Below are 21,178 nucleotides of genomic sequence, written 5' to 3' on the forward strand. Positions count from 1 at the left end.
AATTTAATCAGGCTCTTGCAGGTGGCGCGCGGGCGGGCTGAAACGGAACGGGCGCTGCTATTAGGCTCCTGTCGCCGCACTCTAAAAATGGCCCGGCATAACTTGGTGCATCGGGCAGCACATGTGAAACGACAGCAATAGCACCCAGCAACGTCAGCGCATAGTCGGGGCAGAAATGCGGGGGCTTTGCCGGTTGCCCCTCGGCATCCATATAGATCACAACAGGACCAACACCAGTACACAGCACCATCTGCCCGACTGCGGTATCAACGCCACGCGACGCAGCCACCCCTTGACCGGTCAGAATGACCAGCAGCGACAGGGCAAATGATAGAAATCTGTTCCGAAAGTGTTTCATCCTGCCTTCGGTATACGCCCGAGACAAAAAGGGCTTCAAGCACAATCGAATGCGCCAGAAGCCCTCGGGTCATTTTGGTCAGTACGAGGTCAGTTGTCCAATCCAGGACGTTTGACAGACCCTTTGGTCAGGCTGGTATGCAACCTGTTCACCTGACGCTGCATCCGCACACATGTCCCAAACGTCTTGCCAAAAAAGGCCGCCAACAGGGAGAGGGAATCAAAGGATTTGAAAGACATGAGATCGAACTCCGCCAATAGAATATGAACAAACATATTCAAACATCAGAACACTGTATGTGAACAAGATCACGCTCTGACGGCGAAATCGTCTAAACTCAATCAGACAAAAGAAAAGACCCTGCACCGTTCGGGTACAGGGTCGAAATCTTTGGTGAAAAAGAACGCTTAGACCGCAGCTTGAGCCTTGGCGATTTCTTTTTTCACTTTCAGTGCGTTGGTGGACAGCTCGTCATCCTTGGCTTTGGCCAGGAACGCATCCAGACCACCACGGTGGTCAACTGAACGCAGGGCAGCGGCTGAGATACGCAGCTTGACGCCACGACCCAGGGTTTCCGACTGCAGGGTTACGTCGTTCAGGTTGGGCAGAAAACGACGACGAGTTCTGTTTTTGGCGTGGCTGACATTGTTGCCAGTCATCGGGCCTTTTCCGGTCAGTTCGCAACGGCGCGACATGGTTTCTTCCTTTGTATCTGCGGGCTGGGTACAGGACCCGTGGCCAAATCACAAGGGGCGCAACCCGAAGTCGCGCCCGAAAACTGGTTGGATGCGTTTAGTGGGAATCACAGGAAGGGTCAAGACGGGCCGTGCGAAATCTTTGCACCCATCTTAAACTCTATAAGACCTAGGCGCCATTGCGTTGAAGCAAGGGTTTGTTGTTCTTCAAATGCCGCTGGATCAGGTGGGACTGTTGGCGTCCACATGGTATGAACCGGGCCGGGTTTTCACCATGATTTTCGATCAGTTCCGGAAAGATTTCGAAAATTTCTTGCCGCGCCTCCGATCCGAGGGATTTCAGGGCCTCGACTCCGGTGAACAGGCTTTCGGTTGGGGCATCTTCGGCAAAGATGACATGATGGCGATCAAATAGCAGGTGAAAATACTCAACCGATTGCACGGCCTCATCGATATAGATTCCCGGCAGTGCGGTCAGTTTGATCGCCGGAATCAGAACTTCGGTGGTGCCGAACATGCGTTCCGCGATTCTGGACTGCACCAGCATCCTGTGCTGGCGTGAGACCAGAAGATCGCGATGCGGCAAACCCTCGCCCAGCGCACCTGCAAGGATTCGTACCGGCAAGAGCCGGGGATTTTCCAGCAAGGCGGCGCGGTCAAACTGTCGACGACCGATCCAGCGTATAGGCTGAGGGTCGCACCCCATGGTCGGGACCATGTCCCCGATCCGCAGCGCTTGGATTGCTTTCATGCCGTCCTGTGTCAGGATGTGCGTATCACGGGTAAAACAAGGAACGCCACTTCCGTTCTCAAAGGCAGAATATGTGACCGTGATACCGGATGGTAGGGTGAATGTCCCGCTGGACAGGGTATAGCCTACGCCATCTACGACGTTAATGACGCCAAAATTGGTATCGGTGATGACGGTACCCACCGGCAAGTTCAACGTGTCGGTCCCGCCACCACCCCGCAAATCGCCACTAACGCTGGTGCTGGTGAAATTCAGGGTATCGTTGCCGCTCCCCAGCCGGATGTTTCCAACACTCGAGCCACTGATATCGACAGTGTCGTCATCCGACCCGCTGGCAATCCTGCCACCAATGGTGCTACTGGTGACGGTGATCGTGTCGGAGCCGGCATTGCCGATGACATTCCCGGTAATCGTGCTGTTATTGATGTCGACGTCGTCGTCGCCACCCCGGCCGCGGATATTATCAATCGGAGTTCCAGCCGGTGAACCGTTCAGAGTCCCCGTGTCATTGTTAACGTCGATATCGTCGTTGCCGTTGGTCCCAGTAATATCGGGCATAGCTGACGGTTCCCGCATATCCGGCCTGGCGACAGATGCACGGCCTTAACCCGAGTTTGCATCAAGTTTGGGTCAACTTGCAACCTATGGGCGATATTCCACCGATCCGAAATCAGAAAGAGAATGAGATCAAAGGCTTGAATAAGGCCTTAGCCAGCGACTAAAGCAGACAACATATGTTCCGCCGCAACCGACGGACTGAGCTGACCAGTGCTGACCTGCGAGCCCAGACGCTCCATTTCCGAGCGCGCTTGTGGAGTCGCCAGACGCGCCAGAAGGGCAGACCGAACCTCTTGTTCGAACCAATATTGTGCTTGCGTGGCGCGGTTGACCTCCCAGTGGCCATTTTCACGGCGCCATTTGCTGAGGGACTGCATCTCCTCCCAGGCTTGAGCCAGCCCATGTTCCTCGACCGCTGAGACAGTCATCGCCTTGGGAAACCCTTCCGGGTCCTGGGGTCGTTTACGCAACAGACGCAGCGCCCCGGAATAGTCGGCGCAGGTGCGAGTGGCGGCAGATTTCAGGTCACCATCCGCCTTGTTGACCAAGATCATGTCGGCCATTTCCATGATACCGCGCTTGACGCCTTGCAGTTCGTCACCGCCCGCCGGGGCAAGCAACAGCATAAACAGATCCGACAACTCGGAGACAACCGTCTCCGATTGCCCGACACCAACCGTTTCGATCAAAACAACATCGAACCCAGCGGCCTCACATAAAGCGATGGCCTCACGTGTGCGGCGGGCAACGCCGCCCAGATGCGACTGGCTGGGTGATGGACGGATAAAGGCGTTTTTCTCGCGGCTCAGGCGTTCCATCCGGGTCTTGTCCCCCAGAATGGACCCGCCCGACCGAGTCGAACTGGGATCAACTGCAAGAACCGCAACGCGCAGCCCCTGCCCTGTCAGCATCATGCCAAAGCTTTCGATGAACGTGGACTTGCCGACGCCGGGCGTCCCTGACAATCCGATCCGCAGGGCCTGGCGGCCTTCTTTGGTCAATCTGGTCAGCAGTTCCGTCGCCTGCGCACGATGATCGGCGCGACCGCTTTCCACCAGCGTGATACCACGGGCCAGCGCGCGCCGGTCTCCGTTCAAAATCCTGTCACTCAGGCTGTCCAGTTCCATTTCGCCCCCAATCAGTTGCGGCAGTTCTAGTTGCCGTCCCAATGAGGGGTTTGTCCAGACCAGAGGGTACAAGAATTTACCTCTGGGATATGCGCTCTCCGGGTATAAGAGACGGAACTGGACCTTGTCGTACCGTTGGCGGATAAAGCCCGCATGATACGCCTGCCCATCGACGACGCCATTCCTGACCTTCTTGCCGCCCTAAAGGCTTCGGGCCGCGCAGTGCTGCAGGCGCCTCCGGGCGCGGGGAAAACAACACGAGTGCCGCTGGCGATACTCGAGGCGGGGCTATGCGATGGCAAGATCGTGATGCTGGAACCCCGCCGCTTGGCGGCCCGGGCTGCTGCTGAGCGCATGGCCGATACGCTGGGACAGCGCGTGGGCGACACAGTTGGTTATCGCGTGCGAGGCGAGGCGAAGGTATCGAAATCGACCCGGATCGAGGTCGTCACCGAAGGTATCCTGACCCGGATGCTGCAAGTCAAACCCGATCTGCCCGGCATTAGTGCGGTGATTTTCGATGAATTCCATGAACGTTCCCTGAACGCGGATCTCGGCCTGGCCTTGTGCCTTGAGGTCGCCGGGGCATTGCGGGACGATCTGATCCTGCTGGCAATGTCGGCAACGCTAGACGCTGAGCCTGTGGGACGGTTGATGGAGGCCCCCGTTGTTACGTCCCAAGGGCGCAGCTACCCGGTCGAAACACGTTGGCTGGACCGACCGCTAGGACATCAGGCGCGAAAGCTGGACGCATTGGTCGATCTTGTGGTTCAGGCCGAGCGCGAAACAGAAGGTGGGATGTTGGTGTTCCTGCCCGGAGAAGGCGAAATCCGCCGGGCAGAGGCCGCCTTGGCTGGCCGGTTATCCAGCAAAGCTACGGTGCGACCACTATTCGGCGCGATGCCTTTTGCTGCCCAGCGCCAAGCGATTGCACCGGTCGAAACCGGTCGCAAAGTGGTTTTGGCTACGTCCATTGCCGAAACCTCGTTGACCATTCCAGACATTCGCGTGGTCTTGGACATGGGACAGGCTCGGCGGGCGCGTTTCGATCCGGGTTCGGGTATGTCCAGACTAGTGACCGAGCGGGTGACGCGCGCCGAGGCAACGCAGCGCGCTGGCCGCGCTGGTCGTGTCGCCGAAGGCAAGTGCTATCGCTTATGGTCGAAGGGCGAAGAAGGCGCGCTGGCCGCCTATCCCCCGGCCGAGATCGAGGCAACCGACCTGACCGGCCTGGCGCTGGAACTGGCACTTTGGGGGGCGGACCCCGAAGAACTGTCTTTCCTGACCCCTCCACCCGAGGGCACGATGGCAGAGGCCCGCACGTTGCTGACAATGCTGGGCGCGCTGGATGGAAAGGGGCGGATCACCGACCACGGGCGGTCACTGGCTGCGTTACCTCTGCACCCGCGACTGGGGCATATGCTGGAACAGGCAGGCCCCGGCGCTGCGCCCTTGGCCGCCCTGATGGCCGAACGCGACCCTCTGCGCGGTGCGCCGGTGGATATGCTGCTCCGGCTCGAAGCCATACGGGATGTGCGCGCCTTTCAGTGTAACCGTGTCTGGCAGGTCAACATTGGTGCGTTGGAACGGATAAAGACCGAGGCCAAGCGACTGCGATCCAAAGGCACCCCATCCGACTTCAGCCCAGCGGCAACAGCCGCACTCGCCTATCCCGATCGCATTGGACAACGGCGCAAAGGGGATGAGCCGCGTTATGTGTTGTCAGGAGGGAAGGGTGTTGTGCTGGATGGCAGCGATACGCTGGCTGCCGCGCCTTACCTGGTTGTGACCGATACCGATGGCAACCCCCGCGAAGCAAAGGTGCGCATGGCCGCACAGATCTCGGAAAAGGAAATTCGTGACTTGTTCGAGGATCAGATCACCTGGATCGAGGTCTGCGACTGGTCAAAACGTGACCGCCGTGTCGTTGCGCGCAAACAAGAACGGCTCGGCGCAATCACGTTGAGTGATCGTGTTTGGAAAGAGGTTCCGGACGAAGCAGTTGCATTGGCGATGCTGGATGGCGTCCGTGATCTTGGCCTGCGATTGAACGGGGCCGCTGCGCGATTGGCGGCACGGGTGGAACTGGTCCGGACCGAAGGCGCAGAGCTGCCTGATTTCTCGATCGAGGGGTTGACCGACACGCTGCAAGACTGGCTGTTGCCGATGCTTTCCGGCGTCCGCAATGCTGAAGACTGGAAACGGTTCGACCTGTTGCCAGCGTTGCGCGCCCGACTGGACTGGGCCCAGACGCAGGAACTGGACCGGCGCGCTCCAGGGTCGTTTGAAACTCCTCTGGGGCGAAAGGTGCCGATAGATTATGGCGGTGCAGTACCGGAAATCTCGGTGCGGCTGCAGGAACTGTTTGGCGTCACGCGCCATCCGGTCATTGGCGGTGAGGCCCTCAAGATCACGCTTCTTTCACCGGCCCAACGACCCATCCAGATCACGCGCGACTTGCCCGGTTTCTGGGCTGGGTCATACGCGGATGTGCGCAAAGACATGCGCGCGCAATATCCCAGACACCCTTGGCCCGAAGATCCGACCAAGGCCGACCCCACCTTGCGCGCAAAACGTCGAAATTAGGCAGCCGTCGGGAATTTTCGTCGAAAATTCTTGGCATGAAGATGCGGAAAGCACGGAGATTCCGGGCGTTCATTGAAGATTATCTGTTTCATTGCTATGTGGGCTGCTCAGGTAAAACCCGGGTTCGCGAACGACAAACATGACAAAATGGCTGCGAAATATTTGGGAAGAGGTCGCCCGGCCTCTGTTCCTGCGCCCCCATCGGGTGCAGTTTGGCGCCTTGTGCACCCGCGAAACACAGGACGGGTTGCAGGTTCTTTTGATCACCAGCCGGGACACCGGACGCTGGATCATCCCCAAAGGTTGGCCGATTGATGGCCTGGATGGCGCCGAGGCTGCCCGGCAAGAGGCCTGGGAAGAAGCCGGCGTGCGCGCCCAATCCCTATCCAAAGACCCTGTTGGGCAATATACTTATGACAAGATCCTGAAAGACGGGGCCAGCCAGACTGTGGTGACCAATGTCTATCGGATCGAAGTGCAGGAACTGGCCGATATCTACCCCGAGGCCGAGGAAAGGACCCGCGAGTGGGTTTCGCCCGTGATAGCGGCCAAACGTGTTCAGGAACCCGAACTGCGCGCTTTGCTGCTGCAGCTGTGACACCTCCACAAAAAGTGATGACGCCACGGTTGCCCGTCTGAGCGAAACCGTATAGCCGCGGGTGTTCTTTTGGAAGCCGCCCGCAATAGCCTGATGTCGAACCCAAGCTCCAAACCCCGTTGGCAATCGCTGGACAGCGATCTGGCGCGCATCTCGCGCGTTGAGTATGCCAATGCCCATGTGGCACGCCCCATGCTGGCGCCGGGTATCGCCTTCGCCTTTATTGCGCTGGCCGGGCTGACGGCCGCAGTGGTTTTTGGGCGGGCTGATGGCGGGTTGATCGTTGTCGCGGCAGCGGGTTTTGGGGCCTATATGGCCATCAATATCGGCGCAAATGACGTTGCCAATAACATGGGCCCCGCTGTCGGGGCCAACGCGCTGACCATGACCGGCGCAATCGTCATCGCCGCCATCGCAGAAAGCGCGGGGGCCTTGCTGGCAGGTGGGGATGTCGTGTCGACGATTTCGAAAGGGATTATAGACCCGGCATCGGTTCACGATAGCACCGTCTTTATCTGGGCGATGATGGCGGCCCTGATTTCTTCGGCCATGTGGGTCAACTTGGCCACCTGGGTCGGCGCGCCGGTGTCGACCACACACTCTGTCGTGGGGGGCGTCATGGGTGCGGGCGTCGCAGCAGCTGGCCTAAGCGCGGTCAGTTGGACCACGATGAGCGCCATTGCCGCCAGTTGGATCATCTCTCCTGTGTTAGGTGGAACTATTGCCGCTGGCTTTCTGGCTTTGATCAATGCCAAAATTCAGTATCAGGAAGACAAGATCGCCGCTGCCCGCCGTTGGGTGCCGATACTCGTTGCTGTCATGGCTGGTGCCTTTACCACCTATTTGGCCGTCAAAGGCCTGAACAAGCTGGTCAAAGTTGAGCTTGAAGTCGCTTTGCTGTTCGGTCTGGCCACCGGATTTCTGACATGGCTGGTGACAGTCCCTTGGGTGCATCGCAGATCAGAAGGACTAGAAAACAGAACGAAGTCTCTGAAAACGCTGTTTGGGCTACCACTTATTATTTCAGCAACATTTCTTAGCTTTGCCCACGGCGCCAATGACGTGGCAAATGCGGTTGGTCCGTTGGCGGCAATCGTGCATACGGCGCAGTTCGGGGATTTCGCTGCACAAGTCGCAATTCCAACCTGGGTGATGGTGATCGGAGCGCTGGGAATTTCCTTTGGGCTGTTCCTGTTTGGCCCAAAATTGATCAGGATGGTCGGCAGTCAGATCACCAAGCTCAACCCAATGCGCGCATTCTGTGTCGCCCTTTCTGCGGCGATCACTGTGATCCTGGCCAGTTGGCTGGGCCTGCCCGTCAGTTCCACCCATATCGCAGTGGGAGCGGTCTTCGGAGTGGGCTTCTATCGCGAATGGCATGCCGAGCGGCGCAGAAAGAACGCGAACCACCAACGCCTGCCCGAACGGCGCCAGGCACAGGAAGAGAAAAAACGCCGGAAACTCGTCCGTCGCTCGCATTTCATGACGATCGTGGCTGCCTGGATCATAACGGTCCCCGCTACCGCAGTGTTATCAGCCGCTATCTTCTGGACACTGACGGCTTTTCTCTAGCCCATCAGATTCGGATTTGCTCGGGAGTAAGCGGGGATTTTGGGTTCTGTGCAATCTTTTCGCGAACCTGCGCGCAGATTGGGGTCGCAATGCCGTGCCGCTCGCCCAAACGGATGATCTCGCCTTGCAGACTGTCGATTTCCGTTGGGCGCCCTGCCATCAAGTCATAGGCCATAGAGGTGCGCGCCGAGGAGTCAATGGTCAGCATCCGGGAGGCAACCCGCGAAAACAAGGGCGTCGGCAGGCGCAGGATATACGGTGTCATCCATGCAGGCAGCGGCGTCATTGACACAATCGGTTGGCCGGCGAAGTGCAGCACGGTCAGAGCCTCGGACATCTGATCTGCCATCAGTTGGCGCCAGTTGCGGTCCAGCAACTGCTGTTTCAACGTCAACCCGGACAGCGCATTCAGCGCGTTATTGAGATTGATCACCAGCTTGCCCCATTGGACGGCTTCGATCTGGTCACTCTCTGACACCGGTAGGTCGGGGCCAGTCAGCTTTGCGCCCAAATCGCCGAGGCCGGATTGGATAACGATTTCACCAGAAGTCGCGCGATGAAATCCGCCAGTATCTGTTGGTACGACGTTGAACGGCACCATACCGGCGCGGACATCGTGGTGCGGAAGCATCGTATGTAAGGTGCCTGCATTTTCCAACCCGTTCTGCCAGGAAAGGATCACAGCCTTTGGTGCATATTTTCCGATTTGCTTCGCCATCTCTTCCGTCGCGCCGGTCTTTACCGTGACAATGACTATTTCAGCATCACTCAGTTCCGCCGGATCTTCGGTCAGGGACAGGTTGGTCACATGACACCGCAGGCCTGAAAAATCTGTGACCATCAGCCCCTTATCCCGGATCGGGTCGAGAATTCGTGCCCGCCCCAACAGGGTGACATCGTGACCGGATCGGGCCAGCAAAGCCCCGCAGTAACATCCAATGCTGCCCGCCCCCGCGATTGCGATCCTCATGACGCCCCTCCCCTTCGGTCAAAGATTGCCGCGATCCGCCTGTCAGACAAGGCCAACTGACGCCAGGTCAGCGCGCGCGCCTCGGACGGGTGCGTTCAAGGTCTTCTGAAATCGGGATGAAGTCTTGATCGTCCCCCGGAGGCAGTTGAAAAGCCCCTTTGGCCCAGTCCGCCGTTTTCCATTCGCGGGTGGCTGCTTCTATCTTTTCCTTTGAGGACGACACGAAGTTCCACCAGATATAACGATCCTCATTCAACGTCGCACCTCCAAGCAACATTAGCCGCGCACCCTGCGGCCCTGCCTGAACGGAAAGGCGATCCCTTGGCCGAAACACCATCATACGACCTTGGGTGAACTGATCGCCGGCGATCTCAACCGTTCCTTCCGTCACATAAACACCGCGGTCTTCTTGATCATCAGGCAAAGGAAAAGAGGCCCCGGGGGCAAGCTGCACGTCCAGATAGAAGGTTTCAGACAGTGTCGTGACCGGGCTGCTTTCACCATAAGCCGAGCCAAGGATGAGACGAGCGCTGACCCCAGCATCCTGAATATGGGGCAGCGCAGATTGTTTATGATGTTCGAAATCCGGTGCAATATCTTCCTGTTCCTCTGGCAGCGCGATCCAGGTCTGAATGCCAAAAAGACTGTGTCTTTTGCTGCGCGTTTCCTTGCTGGTGCGTTCAGAATGGGTTACGCCACGTCCTGCAATCATCCAGTTGACCTCACCGGGATAGATCATCTGATGGGTGCCCAAGCTATCACGATGCTCAAATTCCCCTTTATACAGGTAGGTGACCGTGCCCAACCCGATATGAGGGTGTGGCCGAACGTCTATACCGCCTTCTGTGATGAATTCTGCAGGGCCGACCTGGTCAAAGAAAATGAACGGGCCAACAAGCTGTCGTTTGACCGAGGGTAGCGCGCGGCGCACCTCGAACCCACCCAGATCACGTGCACGAGGAATGATCAGTGCCTCTAAAGACGGGTTCTCAGTCAAACGATCGGGGTTGTGAGACGGGTTCCAGCTCATTCCAGTTTCTCCCTTTTTCGGCAGGCAACGGTTCGCCCCTGCAAGATGCAGGCCGCTGCACCTGAAAGAAACCTCAATAATTGCACAACTCCGGTGGATTTTTGTCCGTTATGACATATCATTAATGTTATTACATAACAATTCTAACAGAAATTCCACCTGAGAAAAGAACCATCCAGACAGCTCGCTATCCGATCACCTGTTTGACGGGGAATGCAGGGCATTTTTGCTGCCCTGCAAAGGAATGTTGCTTGCGGCCAAAGAAGGTGTCAGTCGCCGTGCTTCAGATAGACAAATTGCCAAACACAATCACGCCAGGCGTTTGGCATAAGACGCACGGTTCAGTTCGACCTCTTGCACCGTGATGCTGCCAACCTCGGGCATGGCAACAGTCAGAACATCCAAAACGGTAGCGTTCAGTTCAGCTCGCGTGGCCTCATCCCGGCCCTGCATCAATAAAAGCGTCGCATGGACAAAGGTCTGCGGTTCGGTCCCGATCCGAAAATAGGTGACCGGGTTGGCACGGATCTTAAGGGCCGGTGCATCAAACTCAGCATGTTCAGAAAGCACCTCAAACAACTTCTCGCAGACCGTATGGAAATCATGTTTCTCTTCAAGGCCCTGAGAGAATTCGAGGACTATATGGGGCATTGTGCACTCCGGAAATCATGAGAGAGCACGCGGCTCTCTTTTGCCATTTTCATGTGTTCAAACATCCAGACACCAACGCATAACGGCCTTCTGGGCGTGCAGACGGTTTTCGGCCTCATCAAAAATGACCGAGTTCGGCCCATCCATGACATCGGATGTCGCTTCTTCTTCGCGGTGCGCGGGAAGGCAATGCATGAACAGCGCATCGGGTTTGGCATGAGCCATCAATTCGGCGTTTACCTGATAAGGACGCAGCAGGTTGTGGCGCCGTTCTTTCGCGGATTGAGAGTCGTGCATCGAAACCCAGGTATCTGCGACAACCAGATCGGCCCCATCTACAGCCTTGTAGGGGTCCCGTTCCACAACAATCTTGGACCCTTTTTGACGGGCAAAACCCATGAAATCCTCTTCGGGGTCGAATTGCGCCGGGCCCGTAAAAGTCAGATCAAACCCGAACTGGCCCGCCGCGTGAAGGAACGAGGCACACACATTGTTACCATCGCCAGTCCAAACGACTTTCTTCCCGGCGATCGGGCCACGGTGCTCTTCGAACGTCAGAACATCGGCCATGATTTGGCAAGGATGGGTGCGATCGGTCAGGCCGTTGATCACCGGCACGTCCGAGTATTCCGCCATTTCGGTTAGGATGGTTTCGTCAAATGTCCGGATCATGATCATATCGACATAGCGCGACAGCACGCGGGCGGTGTCTGCGATGGTTTCGCCGTGGCCCAACTGCATGTCCTTGCCCGAAAGGACCATCGTCTGACCACCCATCTGGCGCACGCCCACATCAAAAGACACGCGCGTCCGGGTTGACGGTTTTTCAAAGATCAGGGCGACCATGCGGTCTTTGAGTGCCAATTCGTCATCCGGTGCCGCCTTTGGCTGCCCCAGACGCGCCTGCTTCATGGCAGCAGCCTGGTCGATCATGCCCCGCAAAGCGGCGGCATTGGTTTTGTGAATGTCGAGGAAGTGCTTCATGTCGTTTCGCTTTTCTAATCGGGTGGGCTCAGGCAGACGCCAGATTGCTTTCGACCTGCGCGGCCGTTTTCTCCAGACGAATAACCGCCTGTGCAATGTCGTCCTCTGTCAGGGTCAAAGGCGGCAATAGGCGGATCACATTGTCAGCGGCGGGAACGGTGATGAGGCCGTTATCATATCCCGCATTCACCACGTCCAAGTTGGTCGCCTTGCATTTCAGACCCAGCATGAGCCCTGCGCCGCGCACCTCTTCGAACACCTCCGGATGATTTGCAATCAATCCTTCGAGCTTCTGGCGCAACATGCCCGCCTTACGATTGACGCCGTCCAGAAAGGCGTGGGTTGCAACCTGGTCGATCACCGCGCAGCCCACCGCGCAACCGAGAGGGTTGCCGCCATAGGTCGACCCGTGCGTACCTGCCGTCATGCCGCTGGCCGCGTCTTCGGTGGCCAGCACCGCACCCAGAGGGAACCCTCCACCGATGCCCTTGGCGACCATCATGATGTCAGGCGTGATGCCCGCCCATTCATGGGCAAAAAGTTTACCGGTACGCCCAACGCCGCATTGGACCTCGTCGAGGATCAGCAACAGGCCATTGTCGTCGCAGATCTGACGCAGCGCTTTGAGCTCGGCATCGGGGACGGGGCGAATACCGCCCTCGCCCTGAATGGGTTCGATCAAGATCGCCGCGGTCTTGTCCGAGATCGCATTGGTGACTCCGTCAAGATCACCAAATGTCAGGTGTACAAAGCCGGGCAGCAGCGGGCCAAAGCCTTTGGTCATCTTCTCTGACCCCGCAGCGGCGATGCCTGCCGAGGACCGACCGTGAAACGAACCGTCAAAGGTGATGATGTCGACCCGTTCGGGCTGATCTTTATCGTAGAAATATTTGCGTGCCATTTTCACAGCCAGCTCGCAGGCTTCCGTGCCTGAATTGGTAAAGAACACCGTGTCGGCAAAGGTATGTTCAACCAGCTTATCAGCCAGCGCCTGCTGCTGAGGGATGTTATAAAGGTTCGAGACATGCCACAGAGCGTGGGCCTGTTCCGTCAGCGCGTTCACCAGCGCCGGATGCGCATGGCCCAGTGCATTCACAGCAATCCCCGCGCCCATATCCAGAAAACGTCGGCCATCCGCCTCGGTCAGCCAAGCGCCTTCGCCCTTCACAAAGGTCAGGGGCGCACGATTATAGGTCGGCAGAACGGACGGGATCATCGGATCATCCTTTTCGATATGTTGAGCCCCGTGAGTGATACACGAGGGCTATGTTCGTCAACTGATTTGGTGGGAGATGCGCCGATTTGGGCAGCGCAAAAGGATCAAACGGGCCGGTTACGCGGCAAAGCGTCGGCGTCGAAGTCGCAGGATATCAGCGTGTTTGATCATGGATGCCGTATAGCGCCGAAGATTTGCGATGAAAAGGGCTTTGTTGCTGCAACGCTGCAACCCCCGTATCAGCCTTCGCTCCAGCGGTCTAATCGACCCATACCGCGCGTAAAAGCCCAGGCCAGAATGCGGGGCATGCCCTTGTTCACCAGCGCATCCAGACAATGGGACTGAAATTCCTCGAACGAGGCATCGGGATGTCGAAACGCACCGTCAGCGTAACAGAGTGAACAATACCGTGTGCTGCGGGTTCCGTCCGCTTCGCTGCCTCCCCCTTCGGTATCCTTGCTAAGAGGCATGCCGCAGCTTTGACATTTGGATCCCATCATCTTTCCCCTTGCAGGCTTTGACCACGGGCCATAAGATCAAAACCATAGAGTATAGTCAATGGTTTTACAGATGCGTATCGGAGAACTGTCCCGCCGAAGCGGGCTGCCCCGCGACACATTGCGGTTTTACGAACGGCACGGATTGATTGCCTCGCGCCCCGGGCCAGAAGCGACAAACAGCTATCGCGACTACCCGGATGACACGCTGATCACGCTGGAACAGATCGGCGATGCACAGGCGGCGGGGATCAGTATCGCCCAACTTGCAACTCTGCTGGGGCAACTTGGTGCGGCTGATCCCGAAACCTTTGACGGCGTAGCATTTCTTCAGGAACGGATCGAAGAGGTTGAGGCGCGGATCGGGCGCGCAAATCGTTTTCTGGACAGCTTGCGACAGGCCAAACAGGCTCTTGCAACACCGTCGGGACAGCCCTGACCGTTTTACCCCTTGCCTTTCGTCCACCCGTACATCACCGCTTACGCATGTTCGTTCCCAAAGCGCATAACCCGCCCCTTGCGGCACTGTTGATTTTTGTCGCCAGTGCATTCCTTGCGGCAACCACCCTGCTGGCCAAAGCTTTGGGGACAGATACGCTAGGTGCTCCTTTGCACCCAATGCAGATCAGCCACGGGCGGTTTCTATTCGCCTTCCTGGTCATCGTTTCAGCAGTGGGCATCATGCGCCCTACCCTGCGGCGGCCCCATTGGGGGCTGCATATCGGTAGGACAAGCTTTGGCTGGCTGGGAATCACGCTGATGTTTGCATCGGTCGCGTTCATACCGATGGCGGATGCGACGGCGATTTCGTTCTTGAACCCGGTCTTTGCGATGGTTCTGGCCATTCCCTTGCTGAAAGAAGGCGTCGGCCCCTGGCGCTGGCTGGCGGCGGCGGTGGCCCTGATCGGGGCAATGGTTCTGCTGCGCCCGACACCTGCGAGCTTCCAACCTGCGGCGTTACTGGCGCTGGCGGCGGCGGTCGTCATCGGGATGGAGCTGATCTTTATCAAAAAGCTGTCAGGGCGAGAGAGCCCGATCCAAATTCTATTGGTGAACAACGCTATGGGCCTGACTATCGCGTCGGTCGCGGTGAGTTTCGTGTTTCAGATGCCCAGCCCGGCGCAATGGGCGGCCCTTGCGGGGATCGGCGCATTGATGGCTTGCGCACAGGCCTGTTTCGTTAACGGCATGGCGCGGGCAGATGCGTCTTTCGTAGCGCCGATAAGCTATGCGACACTGCTGTTCGCTGCGCTATATGATTTTGCGATATTCGATGTGGTCCCCGACGCGGTCAGCCTGATTGGATCTGCCATCATCTTGGCCGGAGGGCTGATTCTTGTGTGGCGCGAGGCGCGGCACCGTCAGGCCTTGAGCCGATAGCCCGTTCGCAGCATCTGCCAGGTCAGTGCACCGACCACCAGTGTTGCAGCCGTGCAGATCAACATCCCAAGGTAGGGCGAGCTGTCCGAAACCCCAATCATACCGTAGCGCAGCCCGTCGATCAGATAGAAAACCGGGTTGGCGTGGCTTAGCCGGTACAAAACCGGCGGCAATGCCTCGACCGAGTAAAAGGTGCCAGAAAGAAACGCCAAAGGCGTGACGATGAAGTTGGTAATCGCAGCCATCTGGTCGAACTTATTGGCGAATATCCCGGCAAAAAGGCCCAGCGCGCCCATAAAGGCCCCTCCCAGCACTACAAAGATCATGGCGATCAGTGGGTTCTGCGGGACAATACCCAGCACCAGCGCCAGCGCGGTTGCAACGACAACAGCGATCAGAAAGCCACGGGCAATGCCGCCCGCAAGGTATCCCAGCAGAATCTCTAACGGCGAAAGCGGCGGCATAAGGGTATCGACGATGTTGCCCTGTACTTTCGAGATCACCATCGAGGACGAAGTATTGGCAAACGCATTCTGGATCACCGTCATCATCATGATGCCCGGCGCCAGAAAGGTCAAAAATGGCACGCCCATCACATCAGACCGGCTGGGCCCGATAGCGATGTTGAAGATCAGCAGAAACAGCCCCGCAGTCACCAGCGGTGCCAAAAGTGTCTGCGTCCACACCGCCATAAACCGCAAAGTTTCCCGCCGGGCCAGCGTATAGAGACCCATCCAGTTCACCGCACCAAAGCGGCGTGCCTCCTGATCCATGAGATTCTGCATGATCTGCCCTCTACCTGATTCGAAGACCGCTTGTAACTCGGACCGCAGTGTTTAAAATAGGGGGCTGAGACGAATTCCCAAGGCGGCCCGAATCCGGGGCCGCTTTCCGCTTTTGAAAGGCAAATGATGTCCTGGACTGACGAGCGTGTAGAGCTGCTTAAAAAGATGTGGGGCGAGGGCCAGTCGGCCAGCCAGATCGCCAAGGAACTGGGCGGTGTGACCCGCAATGCGGTTATCGGCAAAGTCCACCGGCTGGGCCTGTCGAATCGCGCAACCGGCGCGACCCCCGCCAAGGCTGAGCCAAAGGAAAAACCATCGCCCGCGCCCAAGGCCGAGGCCAAGCCCAAACCCACGCCCAAGACGGAACCGGCACGTCCAACCGCAGCGCCGGCAGCCGAGGCCAAGCCCGCTGTTCCGGCCCGCCGTCAGATCATCCCGGCCGGTCAACCGCTGCCGCCGCAACCTTCAGCGAACGAGATCAGCCCCGAGGCGCTGGCCAAGGTCAACGAGGTTGAGAAGAAAGCCAAAAAGCTGACGCTGATGGAACTGACCGAGAAGACCTGCAAATGGCCCGTCGGCGACCCCGCGACCGAGGATTTCTGGTTTTGCGGTCTGCCCGTTGAGGCAGGCAAACCTTATTGCGAAGCGCATGTGGGTGTGGCGTTCCAGCCTATGAGCTCACGTCGCGACCGGCGGCGGTAAGGCTTTGACGACGGCAGGCACCTAGCAACAGAACGCGGTGCCCGCAGCAGGCCGGAATGTAGGCAATACACCTGTTTTGGCTCTGCGTCATCTAAGAGCGATCACACTGGAATAGAAGAAGAGTCGTAATCTGCCAAAAGCGGCCGCCGGTTCCGTGCATGCCGAGCGATCAATCGCTTTTGCCGCCCCCCCTCTGGGATTTTGTAGTTGGTCTTTTGCATCGGGGTTTCGACAAGATCGGGGAACAGCGTAAAAAGCTCTTCCATGGCTGCTGCCGGTAGAGATTTCAGTGCTTCATCGCCAAGCAAAAGGCTCTCGGTCGGGGCGCCATCTGCATAAATTACCTCATGTTCAGAAAACACCAGGTGGAAATAAGTAACTTCTGTAATTCTGTCGTCGACGTATATCCCCGGAAGCTCGACCAACTTTATAGCTGAGACCAGAACCTCGGGGCGCTCAAACATGCGCTTAACGATCGCCGAGGATATCAGCATCCGGTGCTGACGGGACACGAGCAGGTCGCGTCTGGGCAGGCCCTGCCCTAGCGCGCCAGCGCAAATGCGTACTGGGTAAAGCTTGGGATTGCGGCGCAAATCCCGCGCGCTGACATGTCGCCGAATGATTTGTGACAAAGGCTGCGTGCAACCATGATCCGTCAAGACACGATCACCTTGCTTCAAACTCTCGATCAGGACAGGGCCCTGATCGGTCGCAATCAACGTTCCTGCCGTAAGGCACGGTATGGTGCCCGGTGTCGGAGTGGTGTTCACCGTATAGGTTCCACCATTGTCGGTGGAAATAAGTGAATCTCCCGCCCCGGCCTCGCCGATAACCGTCGAGCTCATCCCATTGGCGGGGCCAGCTGTCGCCGTTATCGGGCCGGGGCTGGGGGGATCGCTGAAAGAGCTGAACTGATAAACCGTTGACCCGTCGGATAAAGAGATACCATTGGTTTTACCGAGCCCGGTAAAGGTGGCGGAACTGGCTGAGTCAATTACATAGACGTCCCGGCCTGCGACTGTCGTCGGGGTGATCCCATCAAGCGTGTTAGTGCTGCGGATAGATCCGTCAGAGTTGTAGATCGTAACAACAAGCCCAGAAACATCCGCACCCGCGTCAACAGCGACCTCGATAAAGTCCTGTGGTGGGCCTCCTAGGTACTTGAGTTCGGAAAAATATGGGTCTGCCATATGTCAATTCGCCTTTGTGTTCGGCGTGAGTATGATGATCCGATACTTGTTTCAATATATGAGTATTAGGGTCTCACTAACCAGTAAATGTTCCCAGTGATTTTTGTTCGCAGCTGGAACCGAATTACTGCGCTGGATGCGATGGCAAATCCAGCATTGGCACCCAACCGGGCAGTTCGTTTGGCGAAACCGAGACATGCAACCGCTCGGATCGGTCGCGGCCTACTTTGCGGTGCTTGCGCAGAAGGAAAATCTTACCCCAACCGCGCCATGTGCCGACCGAACGCGCATGAGGGTCGATCACAAAGCGGTCTCTCCATCCCTCCGGCAATGGCAGGCCGTGCAGCTCTGCCTTATCCAGCATCCAAACCAGCGAGATGTTGCTAAGAGGGCGGGCTTCTTCAAACCCGTTCAACTGGCCACCCACATCGCCATGGGTGCCTCGGAACCAGACTTGCTCGATATGGCCTTTAAAATCGGGAGTACATTTCCACAGGACCGGCTCGAATACCTCGCGCGTTTCATCCAGCGCCATCGCGTGGTAGCCGTGGCGCGTAGCGGGACCAAGCTGATGGTTGTGGAAGGCGTGGCGATCCTCGGCCCAACGCCAAAGCAGCGGTAGACGCAAGCCCAGCGCTTTTACTGTATCCCACACGCCGATCATTTCGATTGCAACATCTTCATGGCAGAACTGCCGGCGAAACGCAGCAGCAGCGCTACCATTGGCATTGCATTCATAGTGGCGGTAGGCCTGTTTGATATTCCTTACGGTCGCATGCTCGGCCTTGAGCAGGCCAATCATATCGATCACACCCGCAAGGCTGCGCACACCGTAGGCCCCACGTGAGTAGCCGATGAAATAGATACGGTCGCCGGGCTTATACCGCGAGGCCAGATAGCCATAGGCCCGGCGTATCTGGCGATTGATCCCCCGCCCCATCATCACATCCAACGAGGACTTCCAGCTTTCCCATTGCACGCCGGCCTCATAGAAGACGGATACCTTGCTTCCCATCTCGCAGCACAGCCGCAGCGCCTGCCCCGCATGAGTTTCATATCCGGGCTCAAGCGTCGACATGGTGCCGTCTAGAATGATGACATGGCTGACAGGTTCACGATGGCGCGTTTCGGCCGAATGCTCGGATCGCAGCGGCCGTCCAAGCCACCCCAGTACCTTTCTACTCAGCCGCGACAGTTGCATCGTTCAGCAGTTCCCATACTTTGTGCGGCGTAAAAGGCATATCGGCCTGCCGCACCCCGTGATCCCAGAGCGCATCTTGAACCGCATTTGCCACTGCAGCCAGCGCGCCCACGGTGCCGGCCTCTCCGCATCCTTTCATTCCCAACGGGTTAGAGGTTGACGGTACCGGCGCCGAGGTAAACTTAATCATGGGTATCTCGGCTGCGCGGGGCAAGGCGTAATCCATCAACGATGCCGTGAGCAGTTGCCCCTGCGCATCATGGACAACATGTTCGGACAGCGCCTGACCGATGCCTTGTGCGACACCGCCATGAACTTGCCCCTCGGCCAGCATCGGATTGATAAGATTACCGAAATCATCGACCACAGTATAGCGGTCTACCCATGTTTCGCCGGTACAAGGGTCAATCACGATTTCGGCAACATGTGCCCCGTTGGGATAGCTACGGTCGTCCAGCGTGATGCTTGACTGATGCTGCAACAAATCAACGCGCCCGTCGGCACGGGCCATATCCGCGGCCTCGGTCAAAGTGGGCGTCAGGTTTGATCCCGGCGCGCGGAAGGTTTCAAAATCAAAGCGCACGTCGCTTTCCTCCACCCCCATCTTATCTGCGAGATAGGGCGTGAATGCGGCAACCATGACGTCGATCGTGGCAAGCGTCGCTGTGCTTTGCACCGTAACTGATCGCGATCCCCCGGTTCCCCCACCATTCGGAAGCTGGTCGCTGTCACCTTGAACTACGGTGATGCAATCCAGGGGAACCCCGGTTTGGTCAGACAGGAACTGAGCATAGACCGTTTCGTGCCCCTGCCCGTTGGATTGGGTTCCCACAAAAAGTTTCAAGGTGCCATCCTCAACGAACTCTATCTTTGCGTTCTCGGAAGGGTCGCCCAAAATGCTTTCGATATAGTAACAAATCCCCTGCCCCCTGAACAAACCGCGTTCGGCATCGGCGCTCTTGCGGGCAGCAAAGCCGCCGGATTGCCTTTGGCCTTGGGACAGAACCATGTCGAAATCACCGACATCATATGTTTCGCCGGTCGCGGTCTTGTAAGGAAAGGCCTCGGGCCGGATGAAGTTCTTGCGCCTCAGATCCCAGGGATCGACGCCCAGCTCTCGGGCCGCGCGGTCGATGGCGCGTTCCAGGACATATATCGCCTCGGGCCGTCCTGCCCCGCGATAGGCGTCAACTTGCGTGGTATTGGTAAAGAACCCTTCGACCCGCAGATAGGTGGTTTGCACATCATAGGCGCCCATCAGCACTTTGCTGAAAAGGTTGGTCTGTATCGCCTGCCCGAAATGGCTGTTATAGGCGCCGAGATTCACCCTGCTGTGCACCCGATAGGCGATGATCCGGTGATCGCAGTCAAATGCCAGCTCGGCCAGCGAAGACAGGTCGCGGCCATGGTGATCGGACAACATTGCCTCAGAACGGTCAGACATCCAGTGAACAGGCTGGCCCAACTTCATCGCAGCTACGGCCACACAGAAATATTCGGGATAGGGCATGACCTTCATGCCAAACCCGCCGCCGACATCCGGGGTCGTGACGCGGATATCCTCGGGGTTGAGCATTAGCTTTTGCGCCAGCTGAACACGCATGGCCCAAACCCCCTGCCCGCCATAGGAAAAGTGCAACCGCCCATCAACCCAATGCGCCTGACAGCCCCGCGGTTCAATCGACGTGATGATAACTCGATTGTCGTCCACATTCAGTGCAACGGTATGAGCCGCCTGCTGAAACGCAGCAATAGTTGCCGCCTCATCGCCCAGCGCCCAGTCAAATGCCCGATTATCCGGAGTTTCCGCGTGCAGCGTTTCTCCGCCCACACACACGTCCAGTTTTACGGGCAAGTCAGAGGTTTCGACCCAGATCAGCTCGGCCGCATCGCGGGCCTGTAAGGCGGTGTCGGCAATGACTACAGCGACGGGTTCTCCGACAAACCGTATGCGATCCGCGGCCAGCATATGCCGGTCCGGCGCAGCGGCTTTCGAACCGTCTCGGTTATTCAGGATGGCCGCATTCATACACGTGTCGATCCCGGCGGCCTTCAGGTCGTCCAGCGTCATGATGAGCCGCACCCCTTGGGCCGCGCGCGCGTCATCCAGATCCAGCGCCCCAATCACCCCATGCGCCACCTGGGATCGCACGAATACCGCATGCAAAGCCCCGTGCGGCAGGACATCGTCCATATATTGCCCCTGCCCGGTCAGAAACCGCTGGTCCTCGATCCGTTTGACGGGCTGGCTTTTGCCAAACTTTTCCACCGCGCGCTCCTGTCTCTGCCTCTAGGCGACATTAGGCTGCGATGCATCATTGTCCATA

At 57.8% G+C, this 21,178-nt stretch carries 20 protein-coding genes; 6 read left to right on the forward strand and 14 right to left on the reverse strand.

The genetic code is table 11. The features are described from left to right. Nucleotides 1–7: 7 nt before the first annotated feature. The 4 genes from AC2FFB_RS14400 to meaB all read right to left on the reverse strand — a co-directional run bounded on the left by AC2FFB_RS14400 (nt 8) and on the right by meaB (nt 3,489). Entirely contained in the window at nt 8–358 is a 351-nt protein-coding gene (locus AC2FFB_RS14400; protein WP_496875077.1) for a hypothetical protein, read from the reverse strand. A 407-nt stretch (nt 359–765) separates the two neighbouring features. Beyond that, the gene (gene rpmB, locus AC2FFB_RS14405) at nt 766–1,053 is read right to left on the reverse strand and encodes a 50S ribosomal protein L28 (protein WP_142638086.1); all 288 of its coding nucleotides are present in this window, start codon (nt 1,051–1,053) and stop codon (nt 766–768) included. Between the two features lie 169 nt (nt 1,054–1,222). Continuing rightward, nucleotides 1,223–2,362: a Hint domain-containing protein gene (locus tag AC2FFB_RS14410; RefSeq protein ID WP_496875078.1), complete on the reverse strand. Its 1,140-nt coding sequence runs from the start codon at nt 2,360–2,362 to the stop codon at nt 1,223–1,225. Nucleotides 2,363–2,511: 149 nt separating this feature from the next. Next, nucleotides 2,512–3,489, reverse strand: a complete 978-nt coding sequence (gene meaB / locus AC2FFB_RS14415) for a methylmalonyl Co-A mutase-associated GTPase MeaB (RefSeq protein ID WP_142638208.1) — start codon at nt 3,487–3,489, stop codon at nt 2,512–2,514. Nucleotides 3,490–3,642: 153 nt separating this feature from the next. Here meaB and hrpB point away from each other — a divergent pair, with 153 nt between their 5' ends. The 3 genes from hrpB (at nt 3,643) to AC2FFB_RS14430 (ending at nt 8,245) form a co-directional block, all read left to right on the forward strand. Further along, nucleotides 3,643–6,075, forward strand: coding sequence for an ATP-dependent helicase HrpB (hrpB, locus tag AC2FFB_RS14420; RefSeq protein ID WP_496694236.1), 2,433 nt, complete (start codon nt 3,643–3,645; stop codon nt 6,073–6,075). A gap of 139 nt (nt 6,076–6,214) precedes the next feature. Then, nucleotides 6,215–6,673, forward strand: coding sequence for an NUDIX hydrolase (locus AC2FFB_RS14425; RefSeq protein WP_142638080.1), 459 nt, complete (start codon nt 6,215–6,217; stop codon nt 6,671–6,673). Between the two features lie 93 nt (nt 6,674–6,766). Next, a complete protein-coding gene (locus AC2FFB_RS14430) occupies nt 6,767–8,245 on the forward strand; it encodes an inorganic phosphate transporter (RefSeq protein ID WP_496713945.1) in 1,479 nt (492 codons plus the stop codon). 4 nt (nt 8,246–8,249) lie between these two features. On the opposite strand, the gene AC2FFB_RS14435 is transcribed toward AC2FFB_RS14430, so the two are convergent. The 6 genes from AC2FFB_RS14435 to AC2FFB_RS14460 form a co-directional block, all read right to left on the reverse strand. Beyond that, complete coding sequence (locus tag AC2FFB_RS14435; protein ID WP_496875079.1) at nt 8,250–9,215, reverse strand: 2-dehydropantoate 2-reductase; 966 nt, start codon at nt 9,213–9,215, stop codon at nt 8,250–8,252. Between the two features lie 67 nt (nt 9,216–9,282). Beyond that, nucleotides 9,283–10,245, reverse strand: coding sequence for a pirin family protein (locus AC2FFB_RS14440; protein WP_496692860.1), 963 nt, complete (start codon nt 10,243–10,245; stop codon nt 9,283–9,285). Between the two features lie 309 nt (nt 10,246–10,554). Continuing rightward, on the reverse strand, nt 10,555–10,896 hold the full coding sequence (locus tag AC2FFB_RS14445) for a 5-carboxymethyl-2-hydroxymuconate Delta-isomerase (RefSeq protein ID WP_496875080.1): 342 nt from the start codon (nt 10,894–10,896) through the stop codon (nt 10,555–10,557). Between the two features lie 57 nt (nt 10,897–10,953). After that, complete coding sequence (argF, locus tag AC2FFB_RS14450; protein ID WP_496875081.1) at nt 10,954–11,880, reverse strand: ornithine carbamoyltransferase; 927 nt, start codon at nt 11,878–11,880, stop codon at nt 10,954–10,956. Between the two features lie 28 nt (nt 11,881–11,908). Then, a complete protein-coding gene (locus AC2FFB_RS14455) occupies nt 11,909–13,096 on the reverse strand; it encodes an aspartate aminotransferase family protein (RefSeq protein ID WP_496875082.1) in 1,188 nt (395 codons plus the stop codon). Nucleotides 13,097–13,335: 239 nt separating this feature from the next. After that, nucleotides 13,336–13,596 (reverse strand): zinc ribbon domain-containing protein, encoded by a 261-nt coding sequence (locus tag AC2FFB_RS14460; RefSeq protein WP_345741813.1) that lies wholly within the window; start codon nt 13,594–13,596, stop codon nt 13,336–13,338. 58 nt (nt 13,597–13,654) lie between these two features. Here AC2FFB_RS14460 and AC2FFB_RS14465 point away from each other — a divergent pair, with 58 nt between their 5' ends. Both AC2FFB_RS14465 and AC2FFB_RS14470 read left to right on the forward strand, forming a co-directional pair. After that, nucleotides 13,655–14,032 (forward strand): MerR family transcriptional regulator, encoded by a 378-nt coding sequence (locus AC2FFB_RS14465; protein ID WP_246097248.1) that lies wholly within the window; start codon nt 13,655–13,657, stop codon nt 14,030–14,032. Between the two features lie 47 nt (nt 14,033–14,079). Continuing rightward, nucleotides 14,080–14,973 carry a DMT family transporter gene (locus AC2FFB_RS14470; protein WP_142638064.1) on the forward strand — a complete coding sequence of 298 codons (894 nt, stop codon included), beginning with the start codon at nt 14,080–14,082 and terminating at the stop codon, nt 14,971–14,973. Here AC2FFB_RS14470 and AC2FFB_RS14475 read toward each other — a convergent pair. Continuing rightward, complete coding sequence (locus tag AC2FFB_RS14475; protein ID WP_142638062.1) at nt 14,955–15,758, reverse strand: ABC transporter permease; 804 nt, start codon at nt 15,756–15,758, stop codon at nt 14,955–14,957. The genes AC2FFB_RS14470 and AC2FFB_RS14475 overlap by 19 nt on opposite strands. A gap of 126 nt (nt 15,759–15,884) precedes the next feature. Here AC2FFB_RS14475 and AC2FFB_RS14480 point away from each other — a divergent pair, with 126 nt between their 5' ends. Beyond that, complete coding sequence (locus tag AC2FFB_RS14480) at nt 15,885–16,460, forward strand: GcrA family cell cycle regulator (protein ID WP_496875083.1); 576 nt, start codon at nt 15,885–15,887, stop codon at nt 16,458–16,460. A gap of 101 nt (nt 16,461–16,561) precedes the next feature. On the opposite strand, the gene AC2FFB_RS14485 is transcribed toward AC2FFB_RS14480, so the two are convergent. The 3 genes from AC2FFB_RS14485 to AC2FFB_RS14495 form a co-directional block, all read right to left on the reverse strand. Then, complete coding sequence (locus AC2FFB_RS14485) at nt 16,562–17,650, reverse strand: Hint domain-containing protein (RefSeq protein ID WP_281973255.1); 1,089 nt, start codon at nt 17,648–17,650, stop codon at nt 16,562–16,564. A 124-nt stretch (nt 17,651–17,774) separates the two neighbouring features. Then, on the reverse strand, nt 17,775–18,851 hold the full coding sequence (locus AC2FFB_RS14490) for a T6SS phospholipase effector Tle1-like catalytic domain-containing protein (protein WP_142638056.1): 1,077 nt from the start codon (nt 18,849–18,851) through the stop codon (nt 17,775–17,777). Then, entirely contained in the window at nt 18,829–21,120 is a 2,292-nt protein-coding gene (locus AC2FFB_RS14495; protein ID WP_496875084.1) for a xanthine dehydrogenase family protein molybdopterin-binding subunit, read from the reverse strand. Before AC2FFB_RS14495 ends, AC2FFB_RS14490 begins: the two co-directional genes overlap by 23 nt. Nucleotides 21,121–21,178: the final 58 nt, after the last annotated feature.

This window comes from Ruegeria sp. YTSA219 (genome assembly GCF_059609985.1).

Bases quoted from the DNA above. Each gene is read 5' to 3' on its own strand.
- AC2FFB_RS14470 (WP_142638064.1), top strand. From the start codon at position 14,080: ATGTTCGTTCCCAAAGCGCATAACCCGCCCCTTGCGGCACTGTTGATT.
- hrpB (WP_496694236.1), top strand. From the start codon at position 3,643: ATGATACGCCTGCCCATCGACGACGCCATTCCTGACCTTCTTGCCGCC.
- AC2FFB_RS14485 (WP_281973255.1), bottom strand. From the start codon at position 17,650: ATGGCAGACCCATATTTTTCCGAACTCAAGTACCTAGGAGGCCCACCA.
- AC2FFB_RS14455 (WP_496875082.1), bottom strand. From the start codon at position 13,096: ATGATCCCGTCCGTTCTGCCGACCTATAATCGTGCGCCCCTGACCTTT.
- AC2FFB_RS14490 (WP_142638056.1), bottom strand. From the start codon at position 18,851: ATGCAACTGTCGCGGCTGAGTAGAAAGGTACTGGGGTGGCTTGGACGG.
- AC2FFB_RS14435 (WP_496875079.1), bottom strand. From the start codon at position 9,215: ATGAGGATCGCAATCGCGGGGGCGGGCAGCATTGGATGTTACTGCGGG.
- argF (WP_496875081.1), bottom strand. From the start codon at position 11,880: ATGAAGCACTTCCTCGACATTCACAAAACCAATGCCGCCGCTTTGCGG.
- AC2FFB_RS14440 (WP_496692860.1), bottom strand. From the start codon at position 10,245: ATGAGCTGGAACCCGTCTCACAACCCCGATCGTTTGACTGAGAACCCG.
- AC2FFB_RS14445 (WP_496875080.1), bottom strand. From the start codon at position 10,896: ATGCCCCATATAGTCCTCGAATTCTCTCAGGGCCTTGAAGAGAAACAT.
- AC2FFB_RS14475 (WP_142638062.1), bottom strand. From the start codon at position 15,758: ATGCAGAATCTCATGGATCAGGAGGCACGCCGCTTTGGTGCGGTGAAC.
- rpmB (WP_142638086.1), bottom strand. From the start codon at position 1,053: ATGTCGCGCCGTTGCGAACTGACCGGAAAAGGCCCGATGACTGGCAAC.
- AC2FFB_RS14460 (WP_345741813.1), bottom strand. From the start codon at position 13,596: ATGATGGGATCCAAATGTCAAAGCTGCGGCATGCCTCTTAGCAAGGAT.
- AC2FFB_RS14430 (WP_496713945.1), top strand. From the start codon at position 6,767: ATGTCGAACCCAAGCTCCAAACCCCGTTGGCAATCGCTGGACAGCGAT.
- AC2FFB_RS14410 (WP_496875078.1), bottom strand. From the start codon at position 2,362: ATGCCCGATATTACTGGGACCAACGGCAACGACGATATCGACGTTAAC.
- AC2FFB_RS14465 (WP_246097248.1), top strand. From the start codon at position 13,655: ATGGTTTTACAGATGCGTATCGGAGAACTGTCCCGCCGAAGCGGGCTG.
- AC2FFB_RS14425 (WP_142638080.1), top strand. From the start codon at position 6,215: ATGACAAAATGGCTGCGAAATATTTGGGAAGAGGTCGCCCGGCCTCTG.
- AC2FFB_RS14400 (WP_496875077.1), bottom strand. From the start codon at position 358: ATGAAACACTTTCGGAACAGATTTCTATCATTTGCCCTGTCGCTGCTG.
- meaB (WP_142638208.1), bottom strand. From the start codon at position 3,489: ATGGAACTGGACAGCCTGAGTGACAGGATTTTGAACGGAGACCGGCGC.
- AC2FFB_RS14480 (WP_496875083.1), top strand. From the start codon at position 15,885: ATGTCCTGGACTGACGAGCGTGTAGAGCTGCTTAAAAAGATGTGGGGC.